Source organism: Rathayibacter sp. AY1D2, from assembly GCF_002932695.1.
GTDB lineage: Bacteria > Actinomycetota > Actinomycetes > Actinomycetales > Microbacteriaceae > Rathayibacter.
Genome location: NZ_PSVX01000039.1, coordinates 1 through 19,928, shown reverse-complemented (window position 1 = coordinate 19,928; position 19,928 = coordinate 1). Strand labels below are relative to the sequence as shown.

Genomic DNA, 19,928 nt, shown 5'->3' with positions numbered 1-19,928 from the left:
CGGTGCGCAGGGAGTCGCCGCATGCCACGATGGACGCCGAGCGCACGGGGGACGCCCGTCGCCGCCGCCGGAACGGAGACCATCATGTCGGCCACCCCTCCCCCGCCCCCCGTCTACGGGACCCCGGCTCCGCCGCTGAACCCGGCGGACGAGAAGACCTGGGCGATCGTCACGCACGTGACCGGCATCTTCTTCAGCTTCCTGCCCTCGCTGATCGTCTTCCTGGTCTTCAAGGGGCGCGGACCGTTCCTCGAGGCGCACGCCAAGACGGCCCTCAACTTCCACCTGACGACGCTGATCGCCTACGTCGCCGGGACGATCCTGTCCTTCGTGCTCGTCGGCTTCATCGTGTTCCTGGTCGTGCCGATCCTGGTGATCGTCTTCGCGATCATCGCCTCGTTGCGCGCCAGCGCGGGCGAGTACTACACGTATCCGCTCAGCATCCCGTTCTTCAAGTAGCCGCGGAACCGGGGCGGCCGTGCGTCGGCCGCCCCGGGATCCGGCCTCAGCCGTCGGTGAGACGGCGCACGACCGCGTCGGCCAGCAGACGGCCGCGCAGGGTCAGCACGATCCGGCCGCCGAGCGCCGCCCGGCCGTCGATGAGGCCGTCGGCGATGAGCCCCGCCACCTCGCTGCGCCGACCGGCGTCGATCGCGTCGATGGGCAGCCCGTCCGCCAGGCGCGAGCGCAGCAGCACGTCCTCCACCCGCCGCGTGCCCGCGTCGAGCGTCTCCCGCCCGGCAGCGGGTGAGACCCCGGTGCTCAGCCGGTCGGCGTAGGCCGCCGGGTGCTTCACGTTCCACCAGCGCACGCCTCCGACGTGGCTGTGGGCGCCGGGACCGACGCCCCACCAGTCGTGGCCGAGCCAGTACGAGAGGTTGTGCCGGGAGCGGTGGGCGTCGTCGCGCGCCCAGTTGCTGACCTCGTACCAGGAGTACCCGGCCGCGGCCAGGCGCGCGTCGGCGAGCTCGTACATGTCGGCGGTGAGGTCGTCGTCCGGGGTCGCGACCTCGCCGCGGCGGATCTGCCGGGCGAGCTTCGTGCCGTCCTCCACGATCAGGGCGTAGGCCGAGAGGTGGTCCGGCCGGTTGGCGAGCGCGGAGTCGAGCGACCGCTCCCAGTCGGCCAGGGACTCCCCCGGCGTGCCGTAGATGAGGTCGAGGCTGACCTGCAGGCCGGCCTCCCTCGCCCACTCGACCACGAGCGGGACCCGCTCCGGGTCGTGGGTGCGCTCGAGCGTGGCGAGGACGTGCGGCACGGCCGACTGCATCCCGAAGCTGACGCGGGTGAAGCCCGCCTCGGCCAGCGCGCGGAGGTAGGCGGCATCGACGGAGTCCGGATTCGCCTCGGTGGTGATCTCGGCGTCGGGCGCGACCCCGAAGTGAGTGCGGAGGCCGCCCAGCATCCGCACCAGGTCGCCGGCGGGCAGGAGGGTGGGCGTCCCGCCGCCGAAGAAGACCGTGCGGGCGGGGCGCCGGGGCAGGCCCGCGCGCTCGAGCACGTCGGCGCCGAGAGCCATCTCGGTGATCGCCTCGTCGGCGTAGTCCTGCTGCTTCGCCCCGCGGAGCTCGGTCGCCGTGTAGGTGTTGAAGTCGCAGTACCCGCAGCGGACCCGGCAGAACGGCACGTGCACGTAGAGGCCGAGGTCCCGCTGCTCCACGCCGTCGACGACGGACGCGGGCAGTCCGCCGTCGAGCGGAGCAGGATCGGCGATCGGGAGGGCGCTCCCCACGTCAGCTGACGCGCGCCGGCAGCAGCGCGCGCAGGTACTTGGCGACCTGGCGCTTCTGCACGGCGCGCAGCACCGGCGCGCCCAGGCGGTAGAGACGGGTGGAGGGTCGCGAGAAGACCCGGATGACGAGCCAGACCGAGTCGTCCGCGCGCTTCTCGACGACGAAGGACTCCTCGCCGCTCTCGGGGTGGCCCTCGAGGGTGCCGTAGGCGAAGCCGACCTGGTCGGGCTCGTCGACGACGTAGACCACGCGGACCGGGGCGTCGAAGACGCGGCCGAGCAGGGTCACGCGGAGCACGGCGGTCACGCCGGCGGTGATGTAGGGGGTGCCGTCGGGAGCGAAGTGCTCCTCCGTCGGCCGGCTGACGAGGTCGATCGGGGTGCCCGCCGCGTCGAAGTTGACGCCGGTGTACTGCACGCCGCTCCCGCTGGTGATGTCGGTCACCTCGATGCCGCTGCCGCGCTGCACGCCCCAGGTCATCAGGGAGGCGGTGGTGATGGCGAAGCGCTCGTCGCCCGAGCCGAGACGGGCCTCGAAACGCTCGGCCGTGAAGCCGTCCGGCGGGTACTCGAGCAGGTCGGGTGCCAGAGTGCCGCCGACCGCCGCGTAGGTGACCTGCGGCTGGCCCTCGAAGTTGGAGCGGCGGATGCTCACGTCCCGACCTTCTTCCCGGACTCCTCGAGCGCGGCGCGCGTCGAGTCCGCGTGCCGGGTGGTGCTGTCCATCCGACCCAGCGTATCCGACCGTCGGCGCCCCGAGCCGGGAACAACGCAGGGCCCTCCCCCGCCGGAGCGGGAGGAGGGCCCTCGTCGTGGTGCGGGTCGGGTCAGCTGCAGGGAGTCAGCTTCTGGACGGCCGGCGACAGGGTGCCGGTGCCGCCGAGGAGGACGACGCGCGTCGCTCCGCCGGCCTTGATGTCCTGCAGCACCTTGACCGGCACGCAGGTCGGGGGCACGGCGAAGAGGGGGCTCCCCGTGCGCCCGGCGGCCGCGGCTCCGGCCAGGGCGTCGGGGAAGTTCTCTCCGGTGGCCAGGAACACGGTCTTCGACCCGCGGGGGAAGGCCGCCCGGTTGAGCTGCTCCGAGGTGTCGTAGCGGTCGACCCCGCCGATGCGGGTGACGACCGGTCCGGCCGGCACCGTGAGGGAGTTCTGGATGCCGGCGCTGACCGACAGCTCGGAGCCCGCGATGGTGAGCACCGGAGGCCGGAGCCCCCTCAGGATCCCGACAGTGGTCGGGTCGGCCGCCGGGAGGCCGCCGTTCACGAGGACGACGGGGGCCGAGTTCTTGCCCGCGGCGGCGGTGGCGCTGAGCGCGTCGGGGAACTTCTCGCCGGTCGCGAGCCAGGCCCCCTTCGGCGAGCCGCCGCCGAAGGCGCTCTCGATGATCTTCCGCGACGTGTCGTAGCGGTCGGTGCCTCCGAGGCGGAAGACCCTCCCGTTCGCGTACTGGCCGAGGTCGGTGGCGAGGGCGTCGCTGACGCTGAGGTCGGAGCCGACGACGACGATCCGCTGGGGCTTGAGACGGGTGAGCTCGTCGCGGACGACCTGGCTCACCGAGTCGCGGTCGACCAGGAGGAGCGGGCCGCCCTGCTTCGCGGCGGCGGGACCGGCGCTGAGCGCGTCGGGGAAGTTCGCGCCGGTGGCGATGTAGACGACGGGGACGCCGGGGGTGTCGAAGGTCGCCTTCGAGATCTCGACGGCGGTGCCCTGGCGGTCGGTGCCCGCGAGGCGGACGACCTCCGGGCCGGTGCCCGGCGTCGGCGTCGGGGTGGTGGTCGACGGGACGACGCGCAGCGGCGCGCGCACGATGACGCCGGTGCCGGAAGGCTGCTCGCCGCCGCGGCTGAGCCCCTTCACCTCGACGGACGGGGCGCCGAGCGGCGTCGTGTCGCTGAAGGTGAGGTAGCGGTCGAAGAACTCCTGGGTCGGGGTGATCGCGATGCCCCGGCCGTCCTGCACGACCTTGGGGACGGCCTTCAGGCGGCCACCGTCCTCCGTTCCGACCGTGGCGCTGAGGCCCGCGAGGTCGAAGAAGCCGGGGACACCGGAGTCGAGGACGATGACGTCGCCCGCGCCGGCCTCGGTGACAGTGCCGCCGCCGGCCCAGAATTCGCCGCCGGCGCGCTCGGAGGAGGTGGACGTCGACAGGTCGAGGTCGGCCTCCGCGGACCCGCTCGCAGCAGTCACCTGGAGGTCGGCGGAGAGGGCGAGGACGAAGCCGGTCCGGTCGACGCCGGCCGGAGCGTACGCGTCGTCCGCCTCGTCCTCGGCGCCGTTCAGGAGGAGCGAGAGCGAGGTGCCGCCGAAGGAGCCGGCGGCGCGTCCGATCGGGATCTGGATCGAGTTGGTGGCGGTGTCGACGACGGATTCGCCGCTCTCGAGGTCCGTCGCGGTGCTCCTCAGCTGCCACGTCACGACCCGGTAGCCGGGGTGCGACCACTCGGTGAAGGTGTCGGGAGCGGTGGAGTCGGGCAGCTCGACGGTCAGCGTGGTCGCGTCTGCGGCCACCGGAAGCGGCACGTCGGTGCCGAACCGGGCGCTGTCCGACCAGGAGTAGGGCGCGGGCGCGACCGGGATCACCTTGTTCGCTGCCGAGGCCGGTCCCGCCGCCACCAGCGATCCCGCTGCGACGGCCGCGATGCTCGCGAGCGCCGCCCCCGTCCTGATCCAGCGCTTCCTCGTGCTCGTAGGCACCACGGACTACCACCCTTCGTCATGGTGGAGGACCGGTCGTCGACGCTGCAGCCCCCCGTGCGGATCGATCTCGATCCACGGCCGCGTCCTGGCGTCCGAAAGCTATCGGTCCGCTGTGAGGCGCCGCAATCCCCGAGGACACGATGTCCCGGACGGGGGGTGCGTCACCCGTCCGGGAGGGGGGACGGGCGCCGGCGACGGGGCTCGCGCTACTTCTTGTCCTTGGTCTCGACGTCGCCCGAGAGCGCGGCGATGAACGCCTCCTGGGGGACCTCGACGCGGCCGACCATCTTCATCCGCTTCTTGCCCTCCTTCTGCTTCTCGAGGAGCTTGCGCTTGCGGGTGATGTCGCCGCCGTAGCACTTGGCCAGGACGTCCTTGCGCATCGCGCTGATCGACTCGCGGGCGATGATCCGGGCGCCGATGGCGGCCTGGATCGGCACCTCGAACTGCTGACGCGGGATCAGCTTGCGCAGGCGCCCCGTCATCAGCACGCCGTAGGCGTAGGCCTTCTCCCGGTGCACGATCGCGCTGAACGCGTCGACCTGCTCGCCCTGCAGCAGGATGTCGACCTTCACGAGGTCGGCCTCCTGCGAGCCGGCGGGCTCGTAGTCGAGCGAGGCGTAGCCGGCGGTCTTGGACTTGAGGTTGTCGAAGAAGTCGAAGACGATCTCGCCGAGGGGCATGTGGTAGCGGATCTCGACCCGGTCCTCGCCCAGGTACTCCATGCCGATCAGGGTCCCGCGGCGGCTCTGGCAGAGCTCCATGATCGTGCCGACGTAGTCCTTCGGCGCGAGGATCGCGGCCTTGACGATCGGCTCCGTGACGGCGGCGATCTTGCCGACGGGGAACTCGCTCGGGTTCGTGACGGTGACGGTCTTCTTGTCCTCCGTCGAGACCTCGTAGATGACCGAGGGCGCCGTGGTGATGAGGTCGAGACCGAACTCGCGCTGCAGGCGCTCGGTGATGATCTCGAGGTGCAGGAGGCCGAGGAACCCGCAGCGGAAGCCGAAGCCGAGCGCCACCGACGTCTCGGGCTCGTAGACGAGTGCCGCGTCCGAGAGCTTGAGCTTGTCGAGGGCCTCGCGCAGGTCCGGGTAGTCGCTGCCGTCGATCGGGTACAGGCCCGAGAAGACCATCGGGAGCGGCTCGGTGTAGCCGGGCAGCGCCTGCGTCGCGGGCTTCGACGCCGTGGTGACGGTGTCGCCGACCTTCGACTGGCGCACGTCCTTCACACCGGTGATCAGGTAGCCCACCTCGCCGACCGCGAGACCCTGCGTCGCGACGGGCTCGGGGCTCGACACGCCGATCTCGAGGATCTCGTGCGTGGCGCGGGTCGACATCATCTGGATCTTCTCGCGCGGCGAGAGCTTGCCGTCGATCATCCGGACGTAGGTGACGACCCCGCGGTAGGCGTCGTACACGGAGTCGAAGATCATGGCGCGCGCAGGGGCGGAGGGGTCGCCGACGGGCGGCGGGATGAGCTCGGTGACGCGGTCGAGCAGCGCCTCGACGCCCATGCCGGTCTTGCCGGAGACGCGGAGGACGTCGTCCGGGTCGCCGCCGATGAGGCTCGCGAGCTCCTTCGCGTACTTCTCGGGGTCCGCGGCCGGCAGGTCGATCTTGTTCAGGACAGGGATGATCGTGAGGTCGTTCTCGAGCGCGAGGTAGAGGTTCGCGAGCGTCTGGGCCTCGATGCCCTGCGCCGCGTCGACCAGGAGGATCGCGCCCTCGCAGGCCGCCAGCGAGCGGCTGACCTCGTAGGAGAAGTCGACGTGGCCCGGAGTGTCGATCATGTTCAGGGCGAACGTGCGCCCGTCGCGCTCCCACGGCATCCGCACGGCCTGCGACTTGATCGTGATGCCGCGCTCGCGCTCGATGTCCATGCGGTCGAGGTACTGCGCGCGCATCGCCCGGTCCTCGACGACACCCGTGATGCCGAGCATCCGGTCGGCGAGGGTGGACTTGCCGTGGTCGATGTGGGCGATGATGCAGAAGTTGCGGATGGACGCCGGATCGGTCGCGGCGGGCTCGAGCCCGGAGTGTGCACGTGGAGACATCGTGGGACCAGTGTCCCATGCCCGGCGGCGGAGGCCGGGACCGGCGGCTACAGATCGAGTCCGTAGGTGCGGGTGGGCTCGACGCCGGGCGGGTTCTCCCGCTCGCCGAGGCGGACGAAGCCCATGCTCTCGTAGAGGGCGTGCGCGGTGGTCATCAGCGTGCCGCTGTTCATCACGACCCGCTGGAGGCCCCGCTCGGCGGCGAGCATCACGACGAACTCGGTGAGCAGCCGCCCGAGACCCCGCCCGCGTGCCTCCGGGGCGACGGCGAGCAGCCGCCAGTCCAGCTCGCCGGGGCGGCCGAGCTCGTACAGGTTCGCGCCCGGGCGCGCAGTGGTGACCGTCGCGAGGATCCGCCCGTCGCCCTCGACGGCGACCCAGACCTCGCCCTCGACGTCGTGCCGGGCGACCGCGGCGACGTCGGCGGCGTACTCCTCCCCCAGCTCGTAGTCGTGGGCGTAGGCGGCGAGCCGCAGGCGCGAGACCTCGTCGTACTCCTGGGCCCGGACGCGCCGGACCAGCACCTCGGCGGCGCTCATCCGCGCACCGGGGCCGGGAGAGCGCGCAGCCCGTGCTCCAGCGCGGCGGGGTCAGCGGCGAGGCAGACGCGGATCCAGCCCTCGCCGGTGCGGCCGAAGGCGCTGCCGGGAGCGACGGCGACGAGGGTCTCGAGGAGGAACGACTCGACCCAGGAGGCGACGTCCCCGCCGGTCGCGTGCGCCATGTCGATCCACAGGTAGAACGCGCCCTCGGGCTCGCGGTAGGCGATCCCCCGCTCGTCGAGCACGCCCGTCGCGAGCCGCAGGTTGGCGAGGTAGTGGTCGGAGGCGGCGGCCACCGCGTCCTGCGGCCCGGTCAGAGCGGCGAGGGCGGCGCGCTGGTCCGGAGTGGCGACGCAGCTGATCGCCGCCTCCTGCACCGTGACCATGATCGACGTGAAGCCGGGAGGCGTCACGAGGTAGCCGACGCGGACGCCGGTCATCGCGTAGGTCTTCGAGAAGGAGAAGACGCTGAGGACGCGGTCGGCGTCGTCCCCGCGCTCCTGCGCGATCGCCGCGAGGCTCACGTGCGGGCGCCCGTAGGTGAAGTACTCGTAGACCTCGTCGCTGAGCACCCACAGGTCGTGGCGCCGGGCGATGTCGAGCAGGCGCTCGAGGACCTCCCTCGGGAACACCACGCCGAGCGGGTTGGACGGGCTGTTGACGATCAGGACGCGGGTCCGGTCCGTGATCAGGCGCTCGACCTCCTCGGGATCGGGGAGGAAGGCGTTCTCAGCGCGCAGCGTGTACGGCACGGGCACGGCGCCGATGGTCCGCGCATTGGTCGTGAAGACGGTGTAGCCCGGGTCGGGGATGAGCACCTCGTCGCCCGGCCCGAGCAGGAGCGTCATCGCCTGGTGCAGCGCCTGCGTGGCGCCGACGGTCACCCAGACCTGCTCGACGTCCGCCTCGATGCTGTTGTCGCGCGCCAGCTTCTCCACGATGGCCCGCCGGAGCTCGGGGACGCCGCCGTTGGGCCCGTAGCGGGTGTCGTCGGCCGCCCACGCCGCTCGGGCCGCCTCGATGATGTGCGGCGCGGTCGGCACGTCGGGCTCGCCCACCGCGAGGAGGGTGACTCCGTCGAGCCGCAGCGCGATCTCGAACAGGTGGCGGATGCCCGAGGGCGGCACCGCGGAGAGGTGATCGGCGAGACGGGGCACCGGCGTCACGTTACCGGCGGGCCCGGACCGCGAGACGCCACGGCGGTCCGCCTCCCCCGGCGTGTCGCCCCGGCGGCCCCGACCCGGACGGCGCCGCACCCGCGGGCGCGGCGCGGTTGAAGGGTGACGACGGGTGCGCTAAAGTTCCTTGTTGGCTTGCGCTCCCCCTCCGGACACCCGGCAGGCGTGGAGTGATCAGAAGCCGGCGACCTCCAGTCGCACCGCAGGGCGTTCAGACGCCCGCGGAAGGGGCACTCCGTCGAGTAGCCGGCTGCACACACGCACATCCGAGAAGAAGGTAATCCACGTGGCAAACATCAAGTCGCAGATCAAGCGCAACCTCACCAACAAGAAGGCGAACGAGCGCAACAAGGCCGTCAAGAGCGAGCTGAAGACCGCCATCCGCTCGGTCCACACCGCCATCGCCGCCGGCGACACCGAGAAGGCCGGCACCGCCCTCGCCTTCGCCGCCAAGAAGCTCGACAAGGCCGCCAGCAAGGGCGTCATCCACAAGAACCAGGCCGCGAACCGCAAGTCGGCCATCGCGAAGCAGGTCGCCGCGCTGTAATACTGCGCGAAGCGGAAACGACGAAGGGTCCGGCCTCTGGCCGGGCCCTTCGTCGTTTCCGCTTCGCGGTCGACGGGCTCCTCGTGCCTCGTCGCCCGTCGCGCAGTCGGCTTCCGCGCTTGGTTGCGGTGGGAGGAGCGGGTTCCGTTCCGGGTACGTCGATCCGCTGACACGCGGATCGCCGGTGACCCTGCGAGGGCATCGTCCGGCTCTCGATCGGCTGCGGCCCGGTCGGCTACCGCGGAGGGTCGCGGGGGGAGGAGCGGAGAGCGTTTCGGGGTACGACGATCCGCTGACACGCGGATCGCCCGTGACCCGCACCGATCTCGACGGGCTCCTCGTTCCTCGTCTCCCGTCGCGCGGTCGGCTTCCAGGGGTGGTCCCGGTGGGAGGAGCGGGGAGCGTTCCGGGTACGACGATCCGCTGACACGCGGGTCGCCGGTGACCCTGCGAGGTCGTTGTCCGACTCTTCGTCGGCCGCGGTGCGAGCCTGCGAGCGGAGGTGAACCCTTCGCTGCTGGTCGAGCAGCCGCGGAGCGGCGTATCGAGACACGCCGAGGACGAGGTCGGTGCGGATCGCGGGCGCAGGGCCTTTCGGGCGGGTCAGACGCCCCGGGCGGAGACGACGGAGACCATGCGCTCGAGGGCGTAGACGGGGTCGCGGGTGGCGCCCTTCACGTTCGCGTCGGCGTCGGCGACCGTCAGGATCGCGGTGCCGAGGCCCTCGCCGGTCCAGCCCTGCAGGTCGCGCCGGGCCCGGTCCACCTGCCACGGAGCGAGGCCCAGACGCGAGGCGACCTGGCCCGAGCCCTCGCGCGAGCCGGCGACCTTCGCCATGGTCCGCAGCTTGCTCGCGAACGCGGCGACGATCGGTACCGGGTCGGCACCGGAGGCGAGGGCGTGGCGGAGCCCGAGCAGCGCCTCGCCGTGACGGCCCGCGATCGCCGAGTCGGCGACGGTGAAGGCCGTGGTCTCGACGCGGCCGCCGTAGTACTTCGCGACGGTCGCCTCGGTGATCTCGCCGGTGACGTCGGACAGCAGCTGCTGGCACGCCGACGCGAGCTCGTCGAGGTCGTCGGAGAAGGCAGACACCAGGGCTCGGACGGCACCGGTGGTCGCCGTGCGGCCGGCGGTGCGGAACTCGGCGATCGCGAAGTCGACCTTGTCGCTCTCGCGCTTGAGCTCGGCGCAGACGATCTCGATGCCGCCGCCCGTGCCCGAGCGGATGGCGTCGAGGAGCTTCTTGCCCCGGTTGCCGCCGCCGTGGCGGAGCACCAGGGTCGCCCCGTCCGCGGGCGCCGAGAGGTAGTCGAGGGTCTCGAGGAGGAACGCGTCCGTGCACTTCTCGACGTTCGAGACGCGGATGAGGCGGGGCTCGTCGAAAAGGGACGGGCTCGCGAGCGTCAGCAGCTCCCCCGGCGCGTAGCCGCCGGCGTCGATGTCGCTGACCTCGAGGCTCGGATCCTCGGCCCGGAGGAACTCACGGAGGAAGCGCAGCGCGCGGTCGGCGAGGAACTGCTCCGGGCCGGTGATCAGCACGATCGGCGCCGGCCGGGTCTGGTTCCAGGCGAGCTGCGGGATCGCCGCCTTCGAGGGCGCTGCCTTCGCGCGCGCCGGGGCCCTGCCTGCCATGCCGTGTCCTGCCATGCCGTGTCCTTCCGTGCCGCGCCCGTCCGAGCGCCCTCCACCCTACGGCCCGCTCACGGCGCCCCGAGGCCGCCGCGGGAGCCGTCGCGCCGCTCACCCAGACCGCGATCCCGTCGCTGCGGGACGCGAGCACGACCGTACCCTCGACATCCGACCTCAGCGCCTCGACCCCGCGCTCGGCCAGCAGAGCGAGGAGCGACGGATTCGGATGTCCGTAGTCGTTCTCCGCCCCGACGGAGATCAGCCCGACGCTCGCGCCGAGCGCGTCGTAGAGGGCGGGCGACTGGTCGGCGGAGCCGTGGTGCGCGACCTTGACGACGTCGACCCGGCCGACCGGCAGCCGGGAGACGCGTCCCTGCTCCTGCTCGCCGAGGTCGCCCAGGAGCGCGACGGAGAGCGGGCCGCCGCGGGCGTCCGGGCCGATGTCGACCCGGAGGGTCACGCTCGCCTCGTTCCCCCGCAGCGCGCTCCGCCGCTCCGGCCACTCGACCCGCCAGCGCAGCGAGCCGAGCGCGCCGCTGTCGCCGCGGACCGCCTCCTGCACGGCGACCCCCGCGCCGGTGAGCGCCGCCCGGTCGCGCTCGTCGTCGCGGCCCGCGGCGGGCCCGACGAGCGCGGCGTCGGTCCGTCCGAGGACGGCCTGGAGCCCGCCGACGTGGTCGAGGTCGTAGTGAGTGAGCACCAGCAGCGGGATCCGGTCCACTCCCATCAGGCGGAGGCAGGCCTCGAGCGGTGCGGGCTCGGGCCCCGTGTCGACGAGCAGCACGCCCGCGTCTCCGCGGAGGAGGACCGCGTCGCCCTGCCCGACGTCGCACATCGCGACACGCCAGTCCTCGGGAACCGAGGCGGCGCGGAGGAGCGGCGTGGCGACGGTGGTGCCGCCGGCGGCGGCGATCGCGCACGCCAGCCCGACGGCGGCGACCCGGCGCACCCGCGCGAGCCGCGGCGACTGCGTGACCAGCACGAGGGCGAGCAGGGTCAGCACGGTGAGCGTGAGCGCTCCTCCTACTCCGGGCCACCAGGCGATCCTCGGGGCGGGCCACGAGTCGACGGCGCGGGCGATCGAGGCGATCCACCAGGCGGGGACGGCGGCGAGCCGGATCGCAGCGTCGGCGGCTCCGGGCCACCAGGGGGCGAGCAGGCAGCCGATGAGCCCGAGCCCGGTCGCGGCGGGTGCCGCGGGCTCGGCGAGCAGGTTGGCGAGCACTCCGTACACCGGCACCGACGGGTCCACGAGCAGCAGCACGGGCTGGCAGGCGAGCTGCGCCGCGGTCGGCACCGCGAGCAGCAGGGCGAGAGGCCGGGGCAGCACTCGACCGAGAGCGCCCGCGATCGGCTCGGCGAGCAGCAGGAGTCCGGCGGTGGCGAGGACGGACAGCACGAAGCCGAGCCTCCCCGCGATCGAGGGGTCGGCGGCCACGAGCACGACGACGGTCGCGAGCAGGGCGGGCAGGGCCGCTCCGGAGCGACGCCCGAGCCGCGCGAGGAGGACCACCGTCGCCATCACGGCGGCCCGCACCACGCTCGGCTCGGGGGTCACCAGCACCACGAAGCCGGCGAGCAGGGCGAGGGCGGCGACGGTCCGGAGGCGGCGCCCGGCGCCGAGGAGCGCCGCGATCGTCCAGCCGGCGACCACCACCACGGCGCAGTTGGCGCCCGAGACGGCGGTCAGGTGGGTGAGCGACGCGGTGCGCATCGCCTCCTCGAGCCCCGCGTCGAGCGCGGACGTGTCGCCGGTCGCGAGGCCCGGCAGCAGCCCCGCCACGTCGCCGCCGACCAGCGCCGCGCGTTCGAGGAAGCGCGAGCGCAGCACCTCCGCGACGGCCGCCGCTCCCCCGGGACCGCGCCGGTCCTGAACGGACGCCGCCCTCAGCATCGTCGCCTCGCCGACGGGCCCCTCCTGCGCCGCAGCGCGCGCCTCCAGGTCGAGCTCGGCGCCCACCGGCAGCCGACCGCCGGGATCGGCGAGCAGCACGCGCACGGGGGCCGCGGTCGACGCGTCTCCCACCCGCAGCGCCGTCGCGTCGAACCACACTCCCCCGGTCGCGAGCGGTCGGGCACCCGTGTCGACGCGCACGGTGACCGGGGTGAGGGCGCGATCCTCCTGGGCCTCCCGCAGCGACGCCGGGTGGTCACCGGGCGCCGCGGCGACCACGGAGGTGAGGGCGAGGGCGGCACCCGCGCCCCCGACGAGCACCGCTCCGACCAGCCGCCCGCCGAGGCCGCGCCGGAGCAGGACGCACGCCGCCCCGAGCAGCACCCAGCCCGCGGCGCACCACGAGAGGCCCCCGTCGAGCACTGCCGCGACCGGCAGCATCCCGGCCGCCCACGCGGTGGTCCAGGCGGCCACCGCTGCCGGCAGGAGCCGCAGGTCCGCCGCCCGCACGCTCCTCACGGCGCGACCTGGTCGCGGAACGCGGCGAGCGTCTTCTCGCCGATCCCGGGGACCTCGAGCAGCTGGTCGACGGAGGAGAACGGGCCGTTCGCCTCCCGGTGGGCGACGATCTTCTTCGCGGTCGCCGGGCCGATCTCGGGCAGCTCCTCCAGCTGGGCCGCCGTCGCCGTGCTCAGGCTCAGCACGGATCCGGCGGCGGAGGCTCCTCCTGGAGCGGCCCCGCCCGGAGCCGCTCCCGCCGCGGCCGGCGCCGCTCCCACGGCCGGCACGACGATCTGCTCGCCGTCCACGAGCCTCCGGGCCAGGTTGACCGCCGCGCGCTCCGCCGACTCCTGGAACCCTCCGGCGGCGGCGACCGCGTCCGCCACCCGCGCCTCCGGCGACAGGACGTACAGCCCCGGAGAGGCGACCTCGCCGGCCACGTGAACGTACAGCGACTCGACCGCCGCAGCAGCGGGCGCGCTCGTCGACACGGCGGGCTCCAGGACCCGCTCATGACCGCTCGACCGCGCTCCCGCGAGCAGCACCGCGACCACCGCGGCGCCGATGACGAGCACGACCGCCGCTCCCACTCCCACGCGCCAGCGCGGGCGGGCGCGGCGGGGCCGCAGCAGCGCCGTCAACTGCTCGTCGTCCGTCCCGCTGGTCTCTGGCATCCGCCGACGGTAGGACCCGCGTCACCGCCCGGAGCGGCCGCCGACACCGATCCGGGGACAGCCCGCCGGATCGCCTACCTGTGGAGGAGAGAGCAGCACCGGCGCAGGACGGACGACGGGGCCCCTCCTGCGAGAGGAGGAGCCCCGTCGGGACGGATCGGCGGCTAGACCGCCTTCGTCACCAGGTTCACCAGGCGCGGCGCCCGCACGATCGCCTTCACGACCTCGCGGCCGACGAGAGCCCGGGCGACGCCGGCCGTGGCCCGCGCCTTCTCCTCGAGCTCGTCGGAGGAGATCTTCGGCGAGACCTCGAGCCGGTCGCGGACCTTGCCGTCGACCTGCAGGATCGCCGTGACCTTCTCCTCGACCAGCAGCGACGGGTCGGCCTTGCGCCACAGCGCGTGCGCGACGGTGCCCTCGTAGCCCAGACGGTGCCACATGTCCTCGGCCGTGTACGGCGCGAACAGGTTGAGAGCCATCGCGACCACCTCGACCGCCTCGCGGACCGCGGGGTCCCCGGCCCCGGCACCCGAGTCGACGACCTTGCGGGTCGCGTTGACGAGCTCCATCAGCCGCGCGACCACGACGTTGAACTTGAACGCCTCGATCAGCGACGGGGACTCCGCGAGGAAGCGGTGGGTCTGGCGGCGCAGAGCCGCGTCGCCCGACTTCCACTCGACGTCGGGCCTCGAGGTGACGTCCTTCGCCAGGCGCCAGGCGCGGGCGAGGAACTTCGCGCTGCCGCCGGGCGAGACGTCGGCCCAGTCGATGTCGTCCTCGGGCGGGCCGGCGAACGCCATCGTCAGGCGCACGGCGTCGACGCCGAACTCGTCCAGCTGGTCCGAGAGGCGGACGATGTTGCCCTTCGACTTCGACATCGCCGCGCCGTCCATCTGCACCATGCCCTGGTTGAGCAGCGCCGTGAAGGGCTCCGTGAACGACACGTAGCCCAGGTCGAACAGCACCTTGGTGATGAAGCGCGCGTACAGCAGGTGCAGGATCGCGTGAGTAACGCCTCCGACGTACTGGTCGACGGGCGCCCACTTCTCGGCGAGCTTCGGATCGAAGGCCTGCGTGTCGTCCTTCGGCGAGAGGAAGCGGAGGAAGTACCACGAGGAGTCGACAAAGGTGTCCATCGTGTCCGGGTCGCGGCGCGCGGGCGAGCCGTCCACCGGGTGCGGCACGTTCACCCAGTCCTCCGCCGCTCCGAGCGGCGACGAGCCCTTCGGCTGCAGGTCGAGGCCGTCGGTGGAGGGCAGGACGACGGGCAGCTGGTCCTCGGGAACCGGCACGAGCTCGCCGTCGGCTCCGTGGATGATCGGGATGGGGGTGCCCCAGTAGCGCTGACGGGAGATCAGCCAGTCGCGCAGGCGGTAGTTCTTGGCCGAGCGGCCGCGGCCGCGCTCCTCGAGCATCCTGATGACGCGCTCGATGGCGGTGCGCTTGGAGAGCCCGTCGAGCGGCCCGGAGTTGATCAGGCGGCCGTCGCCGGTCAGCGCCTCGCCGGTCGTGGCGGGGTCGAGCGAGTACTCCTTCTCGAGCGCGGCCAGCTCCTCCGGGTCCTCCGGGATGACCGGGATCGCCCCGGTGACGGACGCGTTGGTGTCGACGACCACGCGCACGGGCAGGTCGAAGGCGCGGGCGAAGTCGAGGTCGCGCTGGTCGTGCGCGGGCACGGCCATGACGGCTCCGTGGCCGTAGTCGGAGAGGACGTAGTCGGCGGCCCAGATCGGCAGCCGCTCGCCGTTCACGGGGTTCACCGCGTAGCGGCCGAGGAACACGCCGGTCTTGGGGCGGTCGGCGGTCAGGCGCTCGATCTCGCTCGACTTCTGCACCGTCTCGAGGTAGCTGCGGAACGCGTCGCGGATCGCGGGCTCGGAGCCCTCGACCAGCTCGGAGGCGAGGTCGGAGTCGGGCGCGACGACCATGAAGGTCGCCCCGTAGAGCGTGTCGGGGCGCGTGGTGAAGACGGTGACGCGCTCGTCGCGGCCCTCGATCTCGAACTCGACGTCGGCGCCGATGGAGCGGCCGATCCAGTTGCGCTGCATGGCGATGACCTTCGACGGCCAGGAGCCCTCGAGCTGGTTCAGGTCGTCGAGCAGGCGGTCGGCGTAGTCGGTGATCTTGAAGTACCACTGCGTGAGCTTCTTCTTGACCACGACCGCGCCGGAGCGCTCGGAGGTGCCGTCCGCGAGGACCTGCTCGTTCGCCAGAACCGTCTGGTCCACCGGGTCCCAGTTGACCCAGCTGTCCTTGCGGTAGGCGAGGCCCTTCTCGTACATCTTGAGGAACAGCCACTGGTTCCACTTGTAGTACTCGGGGTCGGAGGTGTGCAGCACGCGGTCCCAGTCGAAGGACGCGGCGTAGCGCTTCATCGAGCGCTTCTGCTGCTCGATGTTGTCGTAGGTCCAGGTGACCGGGTTCAGCCCGCGCTTGATGGCTGCGTTCTCGGCGGGCAGGCCGAAGCTGTCCCAGCCGATCGGGTGGAGGACGTTGAAGCCCTGCTGGCGCCAGTAGCGCGCGATCACGTCTCCGAGCGCGTACGCCTCGGCGTGGCCCATGTGCAGGTCGCCCGAGGGGTACGGGAACATGTCGAGCACGTACTTGCGGGGGCGCTTGTCGTCGGGGTCGTCCGTCGCGAACGGGCGCGTCTCCTCCCAGATCGGGAGCCACTTCTCCTGGAGCGCTCGGAAGTCGTAGCGCTCCTCGTCGCTCGCGCCGGTCTGCCGGGAGGTGTCTTCTGCCACAGGTGCTTCTCACTTCTGAAGGAGGGGGAGAACGCGCACGCGTGGGCGGCTGCGTTCGACCATCAACCCTACTGGCCCCGCGCGCACGGCAGACGAACGCGGTGCCCGCTCACTCCTCGGCGGCGCCCAGCACCGCGAGGAGCGCCCGCGCCTTCAGCCGCGTCTCCTCGACCTCCTCCTCCGGCACCGAGAGCGCGGTGATGCCGCCGCCGGTCCCCAGGCGGGCGCGCTCGCCGTCGAGCACGAGGGTGCGGATGGTCATCGCGAGGTCCAGCGAGCCGTCCGAGCCCAGGCGGCCGAAGGCGCCGGAGTAGACGCCGCGGGGACCGCCCTCCCACTCCCGCAGCAGCTCCACCGCCCGGCGCTTGGGCGCTCCCGTCATCGAGCCGGCCGGGAAGAGGGCTGCGATCAGCTCGGCGATCCCGACGCCCGGCGCGCGGCGGGCCGAGACCTCGCTGACCAGCTGGTGGACGTGCGGGTAGCTCTCCACCTCGAGCAGGCGGTCGACGACGACGGAGCCGGGGGCGGCGATCCGGGCGAGGTCGTTGCGGACGAGGTCCACGATCATCACGTTCTCGGCCCGCTCCTTCACGCTCGACACGAGCTCGTCCCGGAGCGCGCGGTCCTCGTCGGCGTCCCGGCCCCGGGGGCGCGTGCCCTTGATGGGATGCGTGGCGACGCGTCCATCGGCCCCGCCGGTGAGGAACCGCTCGGGCGAGGCGCTGACGAGCGCGAGCGGGCCGAGGCGGATCAGCCCGCCGTGATGGCTCGGGCTGGAGCGGCGGAGGCGACGGTACGCCTCGACCGGATCGAACCGGCCCTCGACGACGATCTCGTCGGTGAGGCAGAGCTGGTAGGCGTCCCCCGCGCGGATGGCCTCCTGGCAGCGGCCGATCAGCGCCGTGTACTCGGCGGCGGAGTGACGGCGGACCGGGACGCCGGCGGGCTCGGGATCCGCGGGGTCCGCGGGTGCGAGCGCGCCGACGAGCTCGAGCAGGCGCACGGTGAGCTCCTGCGCGTCTCCCGTGGCGACCAGGCGGACGGTCCGGGTGCCGTGGTCGAACTCGAGCACGGGGTCGCCCCGGAGCAGGGCGAGGGCCGGCGGATCCGCGGGGCCGGTCGGCGCCGAGGGCAGGGAGACGGAGGCGGCTCCCGCCTCGTAGGAGATCCAGCCGTAGCGGCCGAGCGCGCGGTCGCCCGCGGGGGCCTCGTCGTCGACCGCGGCGAGCGCCGCCGCCACGTCGCCGCCGGCCTCGACGAGGAGCACGTCCTCGCGGGCGCACGCCCCGAGGTAGGAGCGGCCGCTCGTCGCTCCGAGGCCCGAGTCGAGCCAGAACGACGCCTCGGCCGTGGCGAACAGGGCGTGGTGCGCGAGCTCCGGATCGACCCAGGGCAGCTCGACCGAGCGGACGTGCCGATCCTCCGAGACCACTGGGCTAGCGTAGGCGGTCGTGGACGGCGAGCAGGTTCGGGAGTGGGACGGGCGGGCCCTGACGAGCGTTCCCGAGCCGCCCGGCACCTCCCTGGACGCGGCCGACTCCTGGCTGGTGGACGAGGGACGGGTCCGCGGGCTCGACCTGCACCGCGAGCGGTTCGCCGCCTCCGTCGCCTCGGCGGGCGGGCACCCGGACGTCGAGGCGTTCCTCGACGCCGCGATCGCCGCCCTTCCCCGCGAGGGCCGCTCCTTCCCCCGCGTCGAGCTCTCGGGAGGCGCCCTGCGGCTCCGGCTGCGACCCGCCCCGCCGACGACCCGCTCCGTGGTGCTGTGGACGAGCCCGGTGGATCCGCGCCGGACACCCTCCTGGAAGGGGCCGGACATCGCACGTCTTGCCCTCCTCCGCACGCGCGCGCACGCCGCGGGAGCGGACGAGGCCGTGCTGCTCGACGCCGAGGGCGCTGTCATCGACGGAGCGAGCAGCGCGATCCTGTGGTGGCTGGGCGACGCGCTGGTCGTCCCTCCGGCGACGAGCACCCGCGTGCGCAGCGTGACGGCTCGCACCGTCTCGGTGCTCGCCGGCGCGCTCGGCGTGGACGTGATCGAGGCCCCGGCCGAGCCGGAGTCGCTCGAGGGCCGTGAGGTCTGGACGGCCAACGCCCTGCACGGTCTGCGGCTGGCGACCGCCTGGGCGGACGGACCGGCGCTCGCCGCGGAGCCGGGCCGCCTGGACGCCTGGCGGAAGCGGCTGGACGCTCTCAGGCGGCCTCTCCCAGCGCTCTGACCCGCGGAGGACCTCAGCTCCCGCGCGTCCCCCAGACGGAGGGCCCCCGTTCCGGTCGCACTCGTGCGTCCGCCGTGCGAGCATCGAGTACCCCCTCTTCCGGCCCCCGCCGGCCACTCGAGAAAGTCCTGCGATGACGCGTTCCCCCTCCCCCCGCCCCCTCGCCTCCGGGCTGATCGCGCTCGTCGCGACCGGTGCCCTGCTCTTCGGCGCGACCCCGGCCCTCGCCGCGGAGAACCCGCAGAAGCCCCTGTCCTCCTCCGAGGAGGCGCCGACCGGCCTCGCTCCCGCGAGCGAGTCGCCCGAGGCCGCCCAGCAGACCGCCCGCGCGGCCGTCAGCTACTACAACGCCCTCGTCGGCGGCGAGGAGCTGGCCGCCGGACAGCGGATCGTCTCGGGCACGAACGGCTACTCGTTCCGGATGCAGACCGACGGCAACGCGGTGGTCTACGACCCGCAGGGCCGCCCCACCTTCGCGACGAACACCCAGGGCCGCGGCGACCACCTGGTCATGCAGACCGACGGCAACATGGTCGTCTACTCCGCCAAGGGCGGCCCCGTGTGGAGCACGAACACGATCAACGAAGCGGGCGCCTCGGTGATCATGCAGCCCGACGGCAACCTCGTCGTCTACCGCGAGAACGGCTCGCCCGCCTGGGCGAGCAGCGTCCGCCGCGTCATCGCCGAGCCGGTGACCGACACGCTGTTCACGGAGCAGACCCTCCGCCCCGTCCACCAGCTCACCTCCGCCGACGGCCGCTCCAGCGCCGTCATGCAGAACGACGGCAACTTCGTCGGCTACGGCCCCCAGGGCGCCGTCTGGGGCACCGGCACCGGCGGCTCCGGCAACCGCATCACCATGCAGAAGGACGGCAACGCCGTCATCTACGGCTCCGACGGCTCCGTCAAGTGGTTCTCGGGCACGCGCGGCAAGGACCTCCGCCTGGGCATCAACAACGCCGGCTCGCTGATCATCGTGAACCCGTCCGACGACGTGATCTGGACCAGCCAGGCCGCCTTCCCCTCGACCACCCTCTACGCGGCGAACTCGCTCGAGGCGGGCAGCTTCCTCCGCTCCGCGAACGGCGTCTACCGAGCGGTGATGCAGGCGGACGGCAACTTCGTCGTCTACGGCAAGAACGGCCCGATCTGGGCGTCGAAGACCACCCGCGCAGGCGGCTTCTTCGCCCTCGACACCAGCGGGCAGATCGCCGTGGGCACCGAGACGACGAGCGGATGGTCGGTCGTCCCGCCCGCCGCGTCGGTCGGCCCCTACAAGCTCGTCATGCAGGACGACGGCAACCTCGTCGAGTACGACAGCCGCCGCGCGGTCTGGGCCAGCCGCGGCTGACGCCCCTCCGCCACGACGCCCCCTGGTCCCCGGACCGGGGGGCGTCGTCGTCTCCCCCGCCGTGGGGCGATTCCCCCGACCTCGCCGCCCGGGTCGGCCACCGTGCCGCTCGCCCAGACCGGGCGCCCGTCCGCGGCGTACACGACGAGGTTGCCGTC

15 protein-coding genes are annotated in these 19,928 nt (G+C 73.1%); 4 read left to right on the top strand and 11 right to left on the bottom strand.

From position 1 onward, the window contains the following. The first annotated feature begins 84 nt into the window (after positions 1–84). Positions 85–459 carry a DUF4870 domain-containing protein gene (locus C5D04_RS11450; protein ID WP_104347730.1) on the top strand — a complete coding sequence of 125 codons (375 nt, stop codon included), beginning with the start codon at positions 85–87 and terminating at the stop codon, positions 457–459. Between the two features lie 46 nt (positions 460–505). On the opposite strand, the gene hemW is transcribed toward C5D04_RS11450, so the two are convergent. The 6 genes from hemW to C5D04_RS11420 form a co-directional block, all read right to left on the bottom strand. Continuing rightward, positions 506–1,732, bottom strand: coding sequence for a radical SAM family heme chaperone HemW (hemW, locus tag C5D04_RS11445; protein WP_104347729.1), 1,227 nt, complete (start codon positions 1,730–1,732; stop codon positions 506–508). Between the two features lies 1 nt (position 1,733). Then, positions 1,734–2,387 (bottom strand): DUF1990 family protein, encoded by a 654-nt coding sequence (locus C5D04_RS11440; protein ID WP_244229440.1) that lies wholly within the window; start codon positions 2,385–2,387, stop codon positions 1,734–1,736. Positions 2,388–2,559: 172 nt separating this feature from the next. Beyond that, complete coding sequence (locus C5D04_RS11435) at positions 2,560–4,428, bottom strand: cell wall-binding repeat-containing protein (protein ID WP_181137703.1); 1,869 nt, start codon at positions 4,426–4,428, stop codon at positions 2,560–2,562. Positions 4,429–4,637: 209 nt separating this feature from the next. After that, the gene (gene lepA, locus C5D04_RS11430) at positions 4,638–6,488 is read right to left on the bottom strand and encodes a translation elongation factor 4 (protein ID WP_104223127.1); all 1,851 of its coding nucleotides are present in this window, start codon (positions 6,486–6,488) and stop codon (positions 4,638–4,640) included. Positions 6,489–6,535: 47 nt separating this feature from the next. Continuing rightward, positions 6,536–7,027 carry a GNAT family N-acetyltransferase gene (locus C5D04_RS11425; RefSeq protein ID WP_104223126.1) on the bottom strand — a complete coding sequence of 164 codons (492 nt, stop codon included), beginning with the start codon at positions 7,025–7,027 and terminating at the stop codon, positions 6,536–6,538. Further along, the gene (locus tag C5D04_RS11420; protein WP_104347727.1) at positions 7,024–8,187 is read right to left on the bottom strand and encodes a pyridoxal phosphate-dependent aminotransferase; all 1,164 of its coding nucleotides are present in this window, start codon (positions 8,185–8,187) and stop codon (positions 7,024–7,026) included. Before C5D04_RS11420 ends, C5D04_RS11425 begins: the two co-directional genes overlap by 4 nt. Before the next feature lie 307 nt (positions 8,188–8,494). Here C5D04_RS11420 and rpsT point away from each other — a divergent pair, with 307 nt between their 5' ends. Further along, the gene (gene rpsT / locus C5D04_RS11415) at positions 8,495–8,755 is read left to right on the top strand and encodes a 30S ribosomal protein S20 (RefSeq protein ID WP_097165711.1); all 261 of its coding nucleotides are present in this window, start codon (positions 8,495–8,497) and stop codon (positions 8,753–8,755) included. A gap of 603 nt (positions 8,756–9,358) precedes the next feature. On the opposite strand, the gene holA is transcribed toward rpsT, so the two are convergent. From holA to pabB, 5 genes are all read right to left on the bottom strand, one after another. Further along, complete coding sequence (gene holA, locus C5D04_RS18705; RefSeq protein WP_244229664.1) at positions 9,359–10,336, bottom strand: DNA polymerase III subunit delta; 978 nt, start codon at positions 10,334–10,336, stop codon at positions 9,359–9,361. After that, the gene (locus C5D04_RS11405) at positions 10,236–12,797 is read right to left on the bottom strand and encodes a ComEC/Rec2 family competence protein (protein ID WP_146087869.1); all 2,562 of its coding nucleotides are present in this window, start codon (positions 12,795–12,797) and stop codon (positions 10,236–10,238) included. The genes holA and C5D04_RS11405 overlap by 101 nt, the downstream gene beginning before the upstream one ends. Beyond that, positions 12,794–13,453 (bottom strand): ComEA family DNA-binding protein, encoded by a 660-nt coding sequence (locus C5D04_RS11400; protein ID WP_104255142.1) that lies wholly within the window; start codon positions 13,451–13,453, stop codon positions 12,794–12,796. The genes C5D04_RS11405 and C5D04_RS11400 overlap by 4 nt, the downstream gene beginning before the upstream one ends. Positions 13,454–13,617: 164 nt before the next feature. Continuing rightward, a complete protein-coding gene (gene leuS / locus C5D04_RS11395) occupies positions 13,618–16,200 on the bottom strand; it encodes a leucine--tRNA ligase (RefSeq protein WP_104225642.1) in 2,583 nt (860 codons plus the stop codon). A gap of 109 nt (positions 16,201–16,309) precedes the next feature. Further along, positions 16,310–17,632, bottom strand: a complete 1,323-nt coding sequence (gene pabB / locus C5D04_RS11390; RefSeq protein ID WP_104287555.1) for an aminodeoxychorismate synthase component I — start codon at positions 17,630–17,632, stop codon at positions 16,310–16,312. A 19-nt stretch (positions 17,633–17,651) separates the two neighbouring features. On the opposite strand from pabB, the gene C5D04_RS11385 reads away from it, so the two are divergent. Then, on the top strand, positions 17,652–18,419 hold the full coding sequence (locus tag C5D04_RS11385; protein WP_258068899.1) for an aminotransferase class IV: 768 nt from the start codon (positions 17,652–17,654) through the stop codon (positions 18,417–18,419). A 133-nt stretch (positions 18,420–18,552) separates the two neighbouring features. Further along, the gene (locus tag C5D04_RS11380; protein ID WP_104347725.1) at positions 18,553–19,770 is read left to right on the top strand and encodes a hypothetical protein; all 1,218 of its coding nucleotides are present in this window, start codon (positions 18,553–18,555) and stop codon (positions 19,768–19,770) included. Positions 19,771–19,928 lie beyond the last annotated feature (158 nt).